General features: G+C 67.1%; 13 protein-coding genes. 12 read left to right on the top strand and 1 reads right to left on the bottom strand.

Features of this window, described 5'->3' with window-relative positions; translation table 11 throughout:
- Positions 1-48: 48 nt before the first annotated feature.
- From NU688_RS19505 to NU688_RS19555, 11 genes are all read left to right on the top strand, one after another.
- Complete coding sequence (locus NU688_RS19505; RefSeq protein WP_257862456.1) at positions 49-2,154, top strand: ATP-dependent helicase; 2,106 nt, start codon at positions 49-51, stop codon at positions 2,152-2,154.
- Entirely contained in the window at positions 2,151-2,594 is a 444-nt protein-coding gene (locus NU688_RS19510; protein WP_257862457.1) for a hypothetical protein, read from the top strand. Before NU688_RS19505 ends, NU688_RS19510 begins: the two co-directional genes overlap by 4 nt.
- Positions 2,591-3,757 carry a phospholipase A gene (locus NU688_RS19515; protein ID WP_257862458.1) on the top strand — a complete coding sequence of 389 codons (1,167 nt, stop codon included), beginning with the start codon at positions 2,591-2,593 and terminating at the stop codon, positions 3,755-3,757. Before NU688_RS19510 ends, NU688_RS19515 begins: the two co-directional genes overlap by 4 nt.
- A 27-nt stretch (positions 3,758-3,784) precedes the next feature.
- Positions 3,785-4,639: an ammonia-dependent NAD(+) synthetase gene (gene nadE, locus NU688_RS19520; protein WP_257862459.1), complete on the top strand. Its 855-nt coding sequence runs from the start codon at positions 3,785-3,787 to the stop codon at positions 4,637-4,639.
- Positions 4,640-4,851: 212 nt separating this feature from the next.
- Entirely contained in the window at positions 4,852-6,039 is a 1,188-nt protein-coding gene (locus NU688_RS19525) for a porin (protein ID WP_257862460.1), read from the top strand.
- Positions 6,040-6,054: 15 nt separating this feature from the next.
- On the top strand, positions 6,055-6,432 hold the full coding sequence (locus NU688_RS19530; RefSeq protein ID WP_257862461.1) for a cytochrome c5 family protein: 378 nt from the start codon (positions 6,055-6,057) through the stop codon (positions 6,430-6,432).
- On the top strand, positions 6,429-7,874 hold the full coding sequence (locus NU688_RS19535; RefSeq protein ID WP_257862462.1) for a D-arabinono-1,4-lactone oxidase: 1,446 nt from the start codon (positions 6,429-6,431) through the stop codon (positions 7,872-7,874). The genes NU688_RS19530 and NU688_RS19535 overlap by 4 nt, the downstream gene beginning before the upstream one ends.
- On the top strand, positions 7,871-9,157 hold the full coding sequence (locus NU688_RS19540; protein ID WP_257862463.1) for a DSD1 family PLP-dependent enzyme: 1,287 nt from the start codon (positions 7,871-7,873) through the stop codon (positions 9,155-9,157). The genes NU688_RS19535 and NU688_RS19540 overlap by 4 nt, the downstream gene beginning before the upstream one ends.
- A gap of 55 nt (positions 9,158-9,212) precedes the next feature.
- Positions 9,213-11,453: a neutral/alkaline ceramidase gene (locus NU688_RS19545; protein ID WP_257862464.1), complete on the top strand. Its 2,241-nt coding sequence runs from the start codon at positions 9,213-9,215 to the stop codon at positions 11,451-11,453.
- 3 nt (positions 11,454-11,456) lie between these two features.
- The gene (locus NU688_RS19550) at positions 11,457-12,041 is read left to right on the top strand and encodes a hypothetical protein (protein ID WP_257862465.1); all 585 of its coding nucleotides are present in this window, start codon (positions 11,457-11,459) and stop codon (positions 12,039-12,041) included.
- An 11-nt stretch (positions 12,042-12,052) separates the two neighbouring features.
- Positions 12,053-13,438 carry a coniferyl aldehyde dehydrogenase gene (locus tag NU688_RS19555; RefSeq protein WP_257862466.1) on the top strand — a complete coding sequence of 462 codons (1,386 nt, stop codon included), beginning with the start codon at positions 12,053-12,055 and terminating at the stop codon, positions 13,436-13,438.
- A gap of 13 nt (positions 13,439-13,451) precedes the next feature.
- Here the strand turns inward: NU688_RS19555 and NU688_RS19560 are convergent, their stop codons facing one another.
- Positions 13,452-14,147: a TetR/AcrR family transcriptional regulator gene (locus NU688_RS19560; protein ID WP_257862467.1), complete on the bottom strand. Its 696-nt coding sequence runs from the start codon at positions 14,145-14,147 to the stop codon at positions 13,452-13,454.
- 187 nt (positions 14,148-14,334) lie between these two features.
- Between NU688_RS19560 and NU688_RS19565 the strand changes: the two genes are divergently transcribed.
- Positions 14,335-15,099: an alpha/beta fold hydrolase gene (locus NU688_RS19565; RefSeq protein WP_257862468.1), complete on the top strand. Its 765-nt coding sequence runs from the start codon at positions 14,335-14,337 to the stop codon at positions 15,097-15,099.
- The last annotated feature ends 25 nt before the right edge of the window (positions 15,100-15,124 follow it).

Consider the following 15,124-nt stretch of genomic DNA (forward strand, 5'->3'; position numbering starts at 1 on the left):
TTTGCGCCTGCCGTTCCCCACGGCGTTTTCCGGTTCGCCCCCTCTCCCATGTCCCACGGTCTCAATCTCGCGCAACAAGAAGCGGTCAACTACATGCACGGTCCCTGCCTTGTGCTGGCAGGCGCGGGTTCGGGCAAGACACGGGTGATCACGCACAAGATCGGCCGACTGATCCAGGCCGGCCTCGAACCCAAGCGCATCGCGGCCATCACCTTCACGAACAAGGCCGCCGCTGAAATGCGCGAGCGCGCGAAAGACCTGATCGGCCGGGACGCGCGCAAGGTGATCGTCTGTACCTTCCACGCGCTGGGCGTGCGCATGATGCGGGAAGACGGCGCGGTGCTGGGCCTGAAGCCCGCCTTCAGCATCCTGGACAGCGACGACGTGACCAAGATCCTGAAGGACGCCGGCGGCACCACCGACATCGCCACCGCCCGCATCTGGCAGTGGACCATCAGCAAGTGGAAGAACATGGGCCTCGATGCCCAGCAGGCCGCAGCCGCCGCAGTGGACGACAACGAGCGCATCACGGCCGAGGTCATGCGCCACTACGAGGAGCGGCTGCAGGCCTACCAGAGCGTCGACTTCGACGACCTGATCGGCATGCCGCTCAGGCTGTTGCACGACTTTCCCGAAGTGCGCGCCAAGTGGCAGGCCGCGCTCGGCCACATCCTGGTGGACGAATACCAGGACACCAACGCCACGCAATACGAAGTGCTCAAGGCCCTGGCCGGCGACCGCGCCCGCTTCACCGCGGTGGGCGACGACGACCAGTCGATCTACGGCTGGCGCGGTGCCACGCTGGACAACCTGAAGAAGCTGCCGATCGACTACCCGACGCTCAAGGTCATCAAGCTGGAGCAGAACTACCGCTCCACCAGCGCCATCCTGCGCGCGGCCAACAACGTGATCGGCCCCAACCCCAAGCTGTTTCCCAAGACGCTGTTCTCCGAGCTGGGCGAAGGCGAGCCGGTGCGCGTGGTCGATGCCGACACCGAGCTGCACGAGGCCGAGCGCGCGGTGGCGCGCATCGTGAGCCTGCGCGCGGGCGATGCGGTCACGCAAGGGCCGCAGCACAAGGAGTTTCGCGACTTCGCCATCCTCTACCGCGCCAACCACCAGGCACGGATCCTGGAGCAGGCGCTGCGCCGCGCGCAGATTCCCTACAAGGTGTCGGGCGGCCAGAGCTTCTTCGACCGCGCCGAAATCAAGGACCTGTGCGGCTGGTTCCGCCTCTGGGTCAACAACGACGACGACCCCGCGTTCCTGCGCGCCATCACCACGCCCAAGCGCGGCATCGGCCACACCACGCTCGCGAGCCTGGGCACCTTCGCGAGCCAGTACAAGCTGAGCCTGTTCGCGGCGCTGTTCAGCCCGTCGCTGCCCAGCGTGATTCCCAAGCGCACGCTCGAGGGCGTACACGAGTTCGGCCGCTACATCAACGACCTGGAATACCGCGCGCGCCGCACCATGGGCGCCGAAGACTCGCGCACCTTCATGCTCGACTGGCTCAAGGAGATCGACTACGAGCGCCATCTCTACGAAGGCGAAGAGAGCGAAGCGGCCGCCGCCACGCGCTGGAACAACGTGCTGGAGTTCGTCGACTGGATGTCGCAACGCGCCGGCGGATCGCTGGACGACGCCTCGGGCGCCAACGACAACAACGAGACCGAACGCAAGAGCCTGCTCGAGGTCGCGCAGACCATCTCGCTGCTCTCGACCATCAGCGAACGCGAGCAGGACCAGAACGTGGTCACGCTCTCCACGCTGCATGCCTCCAAGGGCCTGGAGTGGCCGCACGTGGTGCTGATCGGCGTGACCGAGGGCATGCTGCCCTTCAAGCTCGACGACGACAACGGCCGCCAGAAGGTGGTGAGCGACGAGACAACGCAGCGCCTGCAGGAAGAGCGCCGCCTGATGTACGTGGGCATCACCCGCGCGCAGCGCAGCCTGGCGGTGAGCTGGACCAAGAAGCGCAAGCAAGGCCGCGACATGGTGCCCTGCCTGCCGAGCCGCTTCATCGCCGAGATGGGCCTGGACAAAACCACGACCCGGGAAGACCCGCGCGAGAAGCTCAAGGCGCTGCGCGCCGAGTTTGCGCAGAAGGCACAGGACAGCGCGGCTGCGAAGGCGGCCGCCGCGGCGGCGCCATGAAGGCACTGCTCGCTGCCTTCGCCGCGCTCGCCGTCACGGGCTGCGCCGCGGTCGACCCCAACTGCCCCGCCGACGCGCGCGACCTGCCGCTGCCATCGCTCTACGGCCGCTGGGAAGCGCGCTTCGACGGCCTGCCCGCCGTGTCCGTCGTACAGCTGGGCAAGCACCCCGACTACGCCGGCGTGCGCGGCACGATCACGCGCAACGCCGATGGCAGCGCCAAGGCTTCGGTGGCGCAGCTCGCGGGCGACGTCGACGACGAAGGCGCCCTCTCCATCGACGAATCGCTGGACGGCCGTGCCATCAGCGGCAACTGGGCCGGCACCTTGCAGCCGCGTTCCTGCGGCCGCGAATTCAGGGGCACGTGGCGCAATGCCGCGGACGAAAGTACGCACCCGTTCGTGCTGATCAAAACGGGCGGTTTGGAAGGAAAACAATGACCACTCGCACACACGCGTTCTCCGCAACGTTCATGACGTTCGCGGCCTGCCTGGGCAGCGCGGCCACCTACGCACAGGCCGTCGACAAGCCGTCGAGCCCGCTGGCCGATTCGCAGCTCACCTGGCAGCAATGCGCGGCGCTCGGCAACAACAACGAAGCCCGCCTGGCCTGCTTCGACCGCTGGGCGCAGCAGCAGACGCTGCCCTCGGTGTCGGTGCCCGTCGCACCGCCGGTGCTGGCCAGCACGCAGGCGCCGCCGGTGGACGGATCGATCCCGGCCACCCGCGTGATCTCGGTCGCCACCACCGAGGGCTGCCGCGACCGCCAGTACTCGGCGCTCTCGCGCTTCTGGGAGCTGGAGAACGCCACCGACTGCGGAACCTTCGGCTTCCGCGGCTACCGGCCGCTCAACGTCTCGGTCTCGGCCGCCACCAAGAAGCCGCAGGTGCCCACCTCGCCGTCGCCCGACCACACCGGCGAGCCCGTCGCCTACCAGGCCAACGAGATGCGCATCGGCCTGTCGGTGCGCACCAAGCTCGCGCAGGGCATGCTCACGCAGAACGACCCGATCCGGAAAGACTCGCTGTGGTTCGCCTACTCGCAGCAGTCGACGTGGCAGCTGTTCAACGGCGCGATCTCGCGGCCGTTCCGCACCACCGACCACGAGCCCGAGCTGATGTATGTCTACCCGACCGACTTCCACCTGCCCGGCGGCTGGCGCTGGCGCTATGCGGGCCTGGGCATCGTGCACCAGTCGAATGGCCAGACCTTGCCCCTGTCGCGCAGCTGGAACCGCGTCTACCTGATGGGCGGCGCCGAGCTCGGCGACAAGTTCCAGATCACCGGACGCATCTGGAAGCGCATCTCGGAAGATGCGGCGAAGGACGACAACCCCGACATCGCCGACTACATCGGCCGCGCCGAAATCTCCGGCCGCTGGAACCTCAACCGCGACAACACGCTCGGCGTGACCGTGCGCAACAACCTGCGCGACAGCGGCCGCGGCTCGGTGAAGCTCGAATGGTTGAAGGCCATCGGCGACCCGACCAAGAGCAACCTGCGCTTCCACACGCAGCTGTTCCATGGCTATGGCGACACGCTGGTGGACTACAACCGCAAGCGCACCGTCTTGAGCATCGGCCTGAGCCTCGTCGACTTCTGATCTTCTTCATTCACACCGGCAAACACCATGAGTGCTGACCTGTCCCCCGTCGATGCCACGCAGCGCGAGATCATCGCGGCGCTGCACGTGGCTCCCGTCTTCGATGCCGCCGCCGAACTCGCGCGGCGCACCGACTTTCTCGCCAGCTACCTGAAGCAGACCGGCCTGAAGACGCTGGTGCTCGGCATCAGCGGCGGCGTCGATTCGCTGACCGCCGGCTGCCTCGCGCAGCGCGCCGTCGAGAAGCTGCGCAGCGAAGGCTACGACGCCACCTTCATCGCGATGCGCCTGCCCTACGGTGTGCAGAAGGACGAAGCGGAAGCCCAGCGATCGCTCACCGTGATGAAGCCCGACCGCACGATCACCGTCGATATCCGCCCCGCGGCCGACGGCATGCTCGCCGCGCTGAAGGCCGGCGACCTGAAGTTCCGCGATGCGGCGCACGAGGACTTCGTGCTCGGCAACATCAAGGCGCGCGAGCGCATGGTGGCGCAGTTCGCGGTGGCCGGCGCGCACGACGGCATCGTCATCGGCACCGACCATGCGGCCGAGGCGCTGATGGGTTTCTTCACCAAGTTCGGCGATGGCGCGGCCGACATCACGCCGCTCACCGGCCTCAACAAGCGCCGTGTGCGCGCGGTGGCGCAACTGCTCGGTGCGCCCGACGAACTGGTCTACAAGGTGCCCACCGCCGACCTCGAATCGCTGGTGCCGGGCAAGCCCGACGAGGACGCCTTCGGCGTGACCTACGAACAGATCGACGACTTCCTCGAAGGCAAGCCGGTCTCGGCCGCGGCGCGCGCGATCATCCTGTCGACGCATCGCAAGAGCGCGCACAAGCGCGCGCTGCCGGTCGAGCCGCCGCCCGCCAACGCCGGCTGACGCCGCAGCCCCGTTCCCTCGCCACGCGCCCTTCCAGGGCGCGTTTGCTTTTGTGCGCCTGAAAAACTAAGGCCACAGAAATTTGCGGGAACATCGATTCCAAATAAAACGTTGGATTTTTTCAGATCAACGTTCTAACATTCGCCCCGCACCGGAAACACGGCGCACTTCCAGCGAAGAGCTGCATGGCTTGGGCAGATGAAGGAAACAACATGACAAGACGAGTCCCCCTTTCGGCGGCCGCTGCGCTGGCGCTGCCGTTGTGTGCCGGCACCGTGTGGGCACAGAGCAGCCTCACGCTGTACGGCACGGTCGATGCGGGCCTGCGCTACGAGACGCATGCCACCGACTACGGCGCCGACGGCGCCCCCGTGAACACACGCTCACGCCTGCGCATGACAAGGGAAGGCGGCATGTCGGAAAGCTTCTGGGGCGTGAAGGGCACCGAAGACCTGGGCGGCGGATTGCAGGCGATCTTCCAGCTCGAGAGCCACTTCGACCTGCGCAACGGCGACCCGCTTCCGAAGGACGGCTCGCAGTACATGCAGATCGCCTCGGTCGGGCTGATATCGCAGTCGTGGGGCCAGCTCACGCTCGGGCGGCAGTACAACGTGGCGATGGAGGCCACATCGCTCGCCTACGGCTCCAACCTCTGGGCCGACTACTTCAACGCCTTCAAGCCCGAGCACACGCTCCTGGCCGCGAGCAAGACCAACAACATGGTCCATTGGGGCGCGCAGCTGGGCGACGTGGTGCTGCTCGCGCAGTACGCCATCGGCGAGGGCGAGGGTTCCTCCAAGCGCGGCAGCCAGTACGGCGTGGGCGCGGCCTACGTGCCGGAGAACGGCCCGGTCAAGCTGGCCGGCGCGCTCATGCGCACCAAGGACGATGACTCGAATGCGAAGTTCGACATCTACACCGCCGGTGCGCAGTTCAGGCTCGGCGAATCGACCACGCTGCAGGCCGGCTACATCGAGAACCGGCGCGACAACAACTTCATCTCGTTCGCGAACGGTCCGTTCAGCGCGGTCGACCTCGCGGGGCTCGGGATCATCTCGCCGGCGCAGACGGTGGACCCGAGCATCCCGGGCGGCTTCAGCAAGCGCCGGATGATCCTGGGCGGCATTACCTACAAGGCCACGCCCTTGCTCACGCTCGCGGCCAACGTATGGTTCACGCGGCAGCGCGGCTACACGAGCGACTTCGACGGCTCGGCGAGCCAGTACCAGCTGGTGGCGGGGTATGCGCTGTCGAAGCGGACCATGCTCTACGCCGAGATCGATCACTCGGTGTACCGCGGCGGCCTCATCGGCGCGCAGCTCGTGGGCATCAATGCGCAGAGCCCGACGATCGCGCGCACGCAGACCGGCACCACCGTCGGCATCCGCCACACCTTCTAGCCAGGCAACGAACGCATGCGAATCGTCTCTCGTCTCTTTCTGTCGATGCTCCTTCTCACGGGTCTCGCGGCCTGCAAGGAAGAGGCGCCACAGCCGCCTTCCGCCTCGGACATCCAGCGCGCCGAATCGCTGCGGCCCATATCCACCGAACTGCACGCACGCTACGAGCGTTCATGCCTCGCGTGCCACACGTCCATCGACGCCAAGGCCCCGCTGACTGGCGACATCGCGCAATGGAAGCCACGCCTGGACAAGGGCATGGATGTGCTCGTGAAGCACGCGATGGAAGGCTTCAACGCCATGCCGCCGAAGGGCCTGTGCGCAGATTGCAGCGAAGCCGACATGCGCGCGCTGATCGTCTTCATGAGTCAAGGGAAGGAAGAACGGAAATGAGCAAGAACAACAACGACAACGCACAACCCACGCACGGCGAGCGCCGCCGCACGGTGCTGAAAGCCGGTGCAGGCATCGCGGTCACCGCGGCATTCGCCGGCAGCGGCATCGAGGCCCGCGCTGCGGCAGATGCTGCCACGCCAACGGTCGCAACAACAACGCCCGCCCCCGGCTGGACGAACTGGTCCGGCATCGAACGCTGCACGCCCAAGGCCATCGAGACGCCGGGCGATGAAGCCGAACTCGCGGCGGCACTGCGCAAAGCCGGCCCGGGCGGCGCGCGCTGCGTCGGCGCAGGCCACTCGTTCACCGCACTGGTGCCGACCGACGCCACGCTGATCTCGCTCGATCGCATGTCGGGCATCGTCGCAAGCGACGCACAGGCGCAGACCGTGACGCTGCACGCCGGCACGCGCCTCGCGCTGCTGTCGCGCCAGCTCGACACGCAGGGCCTGGGCCTGCGCAACCTGCCCGACATCGACGCGCAATCCTTCGCGGGCGCCATCGCCACCGCAACGCACGGTACCGGCAAGGACCTGCCCGCGCTGCACGCCGACGTGGTACGCCTCCGGCTCATGACGTCGAGTGGCGAAGTGCTCGAGTGCAGCACCGAGCGCAACCCCGAGCTGCTCGCCGCCGCGCGCGTGTCGCTCGGCAGCCTGGGCGTGATCACGCAGGCCACGGTGCGCGTGCTGCCGGCCTTCAACCTGCACCGCCGCGTGTTCCTGAAGCCGCTGCAGGCGATGCTCGACGAAGCGCCCGCGCTCGCGGAGAAGCACCGCAACTTCGAGTTCTATTACCTGCCCTTCACCGGCTACGCCGCGGGCATCACGAACGATCTCTACACCGGCACCGACACGGTCCAGGCGCCCTCGGCCGATGAAGACATGCTGCGCGACCTCAAGCGTCTGCGCGACTGGCTGGGCTGGTTCCCGTCGCTGCGCCGCTGGGTCGCCGGCAAGCTGATTGACGGCGAGCAGACCGAGGAAGCGAAGAACCGCTCGTGGAAGCTGCTCTCCACGCAACGCCCCACCAAGTTCAACGAGACCGAATGCCATGTGCCGCGCGCCGACGGCATCGCCTGCGTGCGCGAAGTCATCGCCGCGCTGGAGCGCCGCAACGACGTGTTCTTTCCGCTGGAGTTCCGCTTCGTGAAGGCCGACGACGCCTGGCTCAGCCCCTTCCACCAGCGCGACAGCTGCTCGATCGCCGTGCATGCCGCACAGGGCGAGCCGTACGACTACCTGCTTTCGGAGATCGGCCCGATCTACCGCAAGTACCAGGGCCGTCCGCACTGGGGCAAGCTGCACGACCTGAAGGCGCCGCAGCTCGCGGCGCTGTATCCGCGCTGGAACGACTTCCTGGCGCTGCGTGCCCGGCTCGACCCGCAAGGGCGCATGCTCAATCCCTATCTGCGTCAACTCTTCGGGGTCACCACATGAGCCGTCGGAAAATTCTCCTGGGCACGCTGGGCGTGGCCGCTGTAGGCACCGTGGGCGCCTTCGCGCTGCGTCCCGGCGACAACGGTGCGCCGCACGACGATTACTTTCGCGCGCTCAACGACGAGCTGAAAAAGAACGGCCCGATGCGACCCTGCATGGTCATCGACCTGGACCGCATGGACCGCAACATCGACCGCGTGATGCAGAGCCTGCGCCAGGGCGGCAAGCACTACCGCATCGTCGAGAAGTCGCTGCCCTCGCATGAGCTGATCGACTACGTGGCCAAGCGCACGAGAACGAAACGGCTGATGTCCTTTCACCAGCCCTTTCTCAACATCGATGCGGAGATCTTTCCGGGCTTCGACATCCTCATGGGCAAGCCGCTGCCGGTGCAGTCGGCGGCGCTGTTCTACAAGAAGCTCAGGGGGTCGTTCGATCCGTCGCGGCAGTTGCAGTGGCTGCTCGACACGCCGGAGCGGCTGCAGCAGTACCTGGCGCTCGCGCAGGGCATCGGCAGCAAGCTGCGCATCAACATCGAGATCGACGTGGGCCTGCACCGCGGCGGCGTGGCCGACAACGCCACGCTGGGCCGGATGCTCGACCTCATCGCCGCGAACCCGCAGCAACTGGAGTTCGCGGGCTTCATGGGCTACGACGCGCACGTGGGCTTCGGCGTGCCGAAGGTGCTCGGGTCGCCCGAAGAACTGCTCGCCAAGGCGATGACGATCTACCAGGGCTTCGTCGATCACGTGCGCGGCCAGTACCCGGCGCTGTGGAACGACAGCCTCACGTTCAACACCGGCGGCAGCCCTAGCTACAAGCTGCACGAATCGGAGAAGGTGAGCAACGAGGTCAGCACCGGCACCGCGCTGCTCAAGCCCACACACTACGACATCGAGACGCTGGCCGCGCACGAGCCCGCCGCCTTCATCGCCACGCCGGTCATCAAGGCGACCGGGCCGGTGACCATTCCGGCGCTCGACGGCAAGTCGAAGATCTTCTCGTGGTGGGACGTGAACCAGCGCCAGACCTACTACATCTACGGCGGCTACTGGCTCGCGGACTACGCCTCGCCCAAGGGGCTGCAGTTCAACAACATCCTGGGCCACAGCGCCAACCAGGAGAACGTGAACGGCTCGCCGGCCACGGGCTTGAAGGTGGACGACCAGGTGTTCCTGCGCCCCGCCATCGCCGAAGGCGTGCTGCTGCAGTTCGGCGACCTCGTCACCCTGCGCGGCGGCAAGGTGCAGGACCACTGGCCGGTGTACCGAGAAGGCAGCTGAAGCAACGAGGATTCCCCGTCAACGAACAGCCGCGATGCGGCGCAAGGAGACTTCCATGGACACAACACAAAAAGAACAATGGAAAAAATTCACGCGGCCATCCGCATGGCCCGCACGCGCGGCGGCCGCGATGCTGCTGCTGGCCGGCCTGCATGCGGCCCATGCGGGCTACAACGTCGGCGTCGGCAAGGGTGACATCACCGCGGTCGACCTGGGCAGCCTGAGCGCAGGCTTCGTCTTCGATCCGCCCTACGACGGCCTGCAGTCGCGCCAGTTCGTGCGGGCCTTCGACATCGAGGACGATGCATCGCGCCGCGAGGTGATGGTTGTGGTCGCCGAGCTGGGGCTTGCCAGCGGCAACCTCAAGCGGGTCGCGCTGCAGCAGCTGCAGGCCCGCTACCCCGGTCGCTTCACCGACGACAACTTCGTGCTCACGATGACGCACACGCACGGCGTGCCCAACGTGGGCAACGCGTCGAGTCCGCGGCTCTTCAAGGCCCAGGTCGATGGCGTGGTGAAGGCCGTCGAAGCGGCGATGACCGACAAGGCGCCCGGCAGCATCGAGGTCCACCGCGGCCAGCTGCGCGGCGTGGGCGCCAACCGCTCGGCGCAGGCCTTCGTGCTGAACAAGCCCGAGGACCAGGCCGTGTTCCCCGAGCGCATCGACACCGGCATGACCCAGCTGCGCTTCGTGCGCGGCGGCGCCGCCGTGGGTGCGCTGACCTTCTACGGCCTGCATCCGACCAACATGGTCGACGAGGCCTTCAGCTTCATCAGCACCGACAACTACGGCCATGCGGCGCGCGAGCTCGAAGACGACATCGATCGCAGCCGACCGGCGGGCACGAAGCGCTTCGTCGCGGCCTTTGCGCAGACCGGCACGGGCGACGTCACGCCGAACATCAACTTCAAGAACTGCAACGACGTCGACCCGCCGTTCTGGGTCAACTGGAAAACCCATGTGCTGGCGCGCCACGACTGGGACTGCAACCGCGGCTCCAGCACGCTCGGGCCCTTCGAGAGCATGCGCGACACGGGCGACAAGCTCTTTGCGGCGGCGAAGTCGCTGCTGGTGGCGGCGCCCTCCTCCACCGGCCATGCGGTCGATGCTGGCGTGCCGCCCAACCAGCGGCTGAACTATCAGTACAAGGCCGTCGACTTCGCGAAGATCGCGGTGTCCGGCAAGTACACCGGCGGACACGGCGACCAGGCGACCTGCGACCCCGCCTGGGGCATGGCCTTCGCGGCGGGCAGCAGCGAGGACATGGGCTCGATCCTCGCGCAGGAAGGCGCCGACAACCGCACCAGCCTCGCGCAGATCGTGAGCATCCTCATCAACCTGCCGGTGATTCCCGCGATCGTGAAGCCGCTGCTCGACGCCTCGTACCAGCCGATCACCGACGACGTGCGGCAGTGCCAGGGGCGCAAGGACGTGCTCGCGGCGCTGGTGCCCGGGCCGACCTCGCTGCAGGTGGTGAAGCTCGGTTCGCTGACCCTGGCCTTCACGCCCTTCGAGCTGACGACGATGACGCAGTACCGCATCCGCCGTCACATCGCGCAAACGCTGGGCGTGGGCGTGGACGACGTCATCGCCGTCGGCTACAGCTCGGGCTCGGTGCCCAGCCTGCAGGTCGACAGCACCGGCGGCTATGTCGTGACGCCGGAGGAATACGACAGCAAGCAGTACGAGTCCGGCTACACCGCCTGGGGCAAGTGGACGCAGCCGGCGCTGGCGCAGGCGCTCGATGCCATGGCCGCCACGCTGGTTGCCAGCGATGCGAAGCCCAGCGTCACGCCCGTGGTGCCGGCGCCGCAGGATCCGCTGGTCGTGGCCGCACGCACGCCCGAAGACAAGCTGGCCGCGCCGGTGCCGTGGGACGGCGTGCCGCTGTTCTCGGGCATGGGCGTGGTGCTGAAGGCGCCGCAGGTGGTGCAGCACGAGGTCAACGGCAAGCTGCAGGCCGACGACAAGCGCCGTTTTCTCGAGGCCACCTTCGTGAGCAGCCATCCGATGAACCGGCTGGGCAGCATCGACTCGTTCCTCTTCATCGAGAAGCAGGCAGCCGACGGCAGCTGGAGGGAAGTCGAGCGCGACGGCCGCTGGGGCACGACGGTGCAGTGGAAGGCGATTGCCCTGTGCATCAACTGCCGCTCGGCGACCGTGTCGTGGCAGATTCCGGCGGATGCGAGCGGCACCTACCGCATCGTCCACAAGGGCAACTACAAGCCCAGCTGGATCCTGCCCGACGTGGTCGAGTACCGCAGCGCCACCACGCCCTTCGAGCTCAAGGCCTGAGTCATGACGCGCAACGGATACATCTGGACGATCGCGGCGCTGTGCGCGCTGGGCGTCGGCGCGGCGATCTTCGCCGTCGACACCAGCACGCCGGGTTCCGGCGCGAAGGACGCGACGGCTCAGGCTGCGACGGCCGTGGTGGCGAGCACGCCGCCCCCTGCCGCCGCGCAAGGCAACGAGGTCGCTTCGCCCTGGACCGCCTCGCCCTTCGTCAAAGGCCCGGCTTCGCCGCAGCCCGCATCGACGGGGCCCGGCCCCGTCGAACGGATGCTGGACATTCCGGCACTGCAGGCCCGCTGGGCCGGCGACCCGAGGCGCGATGAGAAGATCGGCGAGGTGATCGCGGTCACCCGGCTGCAGGACCGCATCGGCGGCATCGGCGAGACGCTGGCCGGGCTCCCGCCCGAAGCGCGGCGCGGCGAGGTCGAGATTCTGGTCACCCAGATGCAGGCCTTTGCGGCGCGCGGCGTGCTTCCGAAGGAAGAGGTGGAAGATGTGGAGGCCCAGTTGCTGGCTCTCGTCGATCCCGACGCCAACAGGCAAGACAACGGCCAGCCCCGCAGGCATGGCCCCCGAGGATTCAGATGACGACCCAGACCATGAGACAAACCTTCGACGCGATGCGCGCCGCCAGCCTGCGCATGCAGACACCGCCGTGGAGCGAGCGCGCCGATCGCCTCGAGCGCCTGCGTGCGCTGGTGATGGACCAACGCAAGGAGATCGCCGCCGCCATCAGCGCCGATTTCCACAACCGGCCCTATCAGGAAACCGAACTGGCCGAAGTGTTCCCCGCCGTCGAAGGCATCAACCACGCGCTGCGCCACGGCCGGAAATGGATGCGCACGCAGCGCCGTTCCACCGGCCTGTGGTTCAAGCCCGCGTCGTCGCGGATCATGCCGCAGCCCCTGGGCGTGGTGGGCATCGTGGTGCCATGGAACTACCCGCTGAACCTCGCGGTGGGGCCAATGACGGCCGCGCTGGCCGCAGGCAACCGCGTGATGGTGAAGCAGTCGGAATTCACGCCGCGCTTTGCCGAACTGTTCGCCACGCTCGTGCGGGCCAGCTTCGCGGAAGACGAGATCGCCGTCGTCAACGGCGATGCCGAAGCGGCACGCGAATTCTCCAGCCTGCCCTTCGACCACCTGCTGTTCACCGGCTCGACGGCAGTCGGCCACCACGTGATGCGCGCCGCGAGCGAGAACCTCACGCCGGTGACGCTGGAGCTAGGCGGCAAGTCGCCCGCGATCATCGGGCCCGGTGCCAACTTCGAGAAGGCCGTCGAACGCATCCTCGTGGGCAAGACCCTCAACGCCGGCCAGACCTGCATCGCGCCCGACTACGTGCTGGTGCCCGAAGGCCAGCAGCAACGCTTCGCAGACAGCGCCCGGCGCGTGTTCAACGCGATGTACCCGGACATCGCGCGCAACCCCGACTACACCAGCATCGTGAGCCCGCGCCACTTCTCGCGCCTGCAGGAGCTGGCCGCGCTCGCGCAGATGGAAGGCGCTTCGGCCACCCCGCTCTCGGACATGACGCCCGATGCCGCAACGCGCCGCTTCCCGCCCGTGCTGCTGACCGGCGTGCAGGACAGCATGCGCGTGATGAAGGAAGAAATCTTCGGCCCCATCCTGCCGGTGATGACCTATGGCGCCATCGACGAAGCCATCGCCTATGTCAACGCGCACCCGCGCCCGCTGGCGCTCTATCTCTTCGAGAAGAACAGCGCGACCATCGACCGGGTGATGCAGCAGACGGTGGCTGGCGGCGTGTCGATCAACGACACCCTGCTGCACATCGCGCAGGACGACCTGCCCTTCGGCGGCGTCGGTGCGAGCGGCATGGGCGCGTACCACGGGGAGCACGGTTTCGAGACCTTCTCGAAAATGAAGCCGATCTTTCGCCAGTCGGCTTTCAACGGCCTCGGCCTCTTCAAGCCGCCCTACGGCAAGACCTTCGAACGGATGATGAAGCTGCTGGTGCGCTGAACGGGCCAGCTTCTCAGCTGCGGCCCTGCGACAGCAGCTTGATCGCCGCGGCCGACCTGGCGCCCGGAAAGCGCTGCACCATGCCGAGCAGAAGAATGTCGAGCAGCAGGTTCAGATGCGCCTCGGCATCCAGCCGCTCGATCCACGGATCGTCGCCGGTGGAGACGCGCAGCGAGGTCATGCCGTGCAAACCCTCCCAGACGATCTGCGTGGCCACGGCCACCTGCTTCTCGTCGGCTGCCATGTAGCCGTCGCGCACCAGCTCCGCCGTGAGGCTGCAGACGAAGGCATAGGGGTCGTTCGCGATGTCGCCGAACGTGAGCGTGGAGGTCTCGATGGGGGCCGCGGGACGGCGCTCCATGAACACGAGAAAGTATTGGTCGGGGTGCTTGAGCCCGTTCTCTACATAGGCGAGGCAAGCGCGCCGAATGCGCTCGATCGAACTCTTGCCTGCAATCACCGCGGCCTGCATGAGCTTGTTGAGCCGGATCAGGTCGTCGTCGACCGCGTTGGCGATCATGCTGGCCTTGTCGCCGAAGAGCGCATAGACCACCGTGTTCGAGAAGCCCGATTCCTCGGCCACCTTGCGCATGGTGATTTCGCGCGCGCCGCTCTTGGCGACCATCTTGCGCACGACCTTCAGGATGTCCTTGCGGCGTTGTTCCAGCTCTCGCTGCTTGCGTTCCTGAAGGTTGCTGCTTGTGGCCATGGCGTCTTGGAAAAATGGGCGTCTTCTTGCTCGGCGGAATCTTATCCCGTCGATCTTCCACGGCAGCCAGTGCCCGTGGCGCCGTGGGGTTTCGGCATCGGACATTCGTCCGATGGCGCCGAAAGCCTGCTGCGCCGACAGTACGGGCTCCTCTTCACCACTCCCGACCTTTCTTTCCAGGACCCTCATGAAAACCGCTCAACGCTTCAAGCTCGCCGCCGCTGCCCTCGCCATCGGCCTCTCCTTCGCCACGGGCGCCACCGCCGCAGACAAGCCCAGCGTGGTCATCGTCCACGGCGCCTTTGCCGACGGCTCCGACTGGGCCAAGGTGATTCCGCTGCTGCAGGCCAAGGGCGTGAACGTAGTGGCGGTGCAGAACCCGCTCACCTCGCTCGAAGACGACGTGGCGGCCGCCAAGCGCGCCATCGATGCGCAGCCCGGCAAGGTCGTACTGGTCGGCCACTCGTGGGGCGGCTCGGTCATCACCGAGGCGGGCGCGAACGACAAGGTGTCGTCGCTCGTGTACGTCGCGGCCTTCGCACCCGACGCCGGCCAGAACTCGGCCGAACTCGGCAAGGACTACCCGGCAGCGCCCGGCTTCGCGCACATCAAGGCCGATGCGAGCGGTTTTCTCTCGCTCACGAAGGAAGGCATGACCAAGCACTTCGCGCAGGACCTCCCCGCCGCCGCCACCGCGGTGATGACCGCGACGCAGGGCCCGATCCTCGGCAAGTCGTTCGAGCAGAAGCTGACGGTGGCCGCATGGAAGACCAAGCCCTCGTGGTACCTGGTCGCGAGCTCGGACCACATGATCCAGCCGGCGCTGCAGCGCGACATGGCCAAGAAGATCGGCGCGACCGTCAGCTCGGTCAACAGCAGCCACGTGCCGCAGCAATCGCAGCCGGCCAAGGTGGCGCAGGTGATTCTGGACGCCGTGAACCAATCCAAGTAAGGTGCCCGGCGCGCTGGCCCAGGCC

This window comes from Variovorax sp. ZS18.2.2, assembly GCF_024701975.1.
Classification (GTDB): Bacteria; Pseudomonadota; Gammaproteobacteria; order Burkholderiales; family Burkholderiaceae_C; genus Variovorax.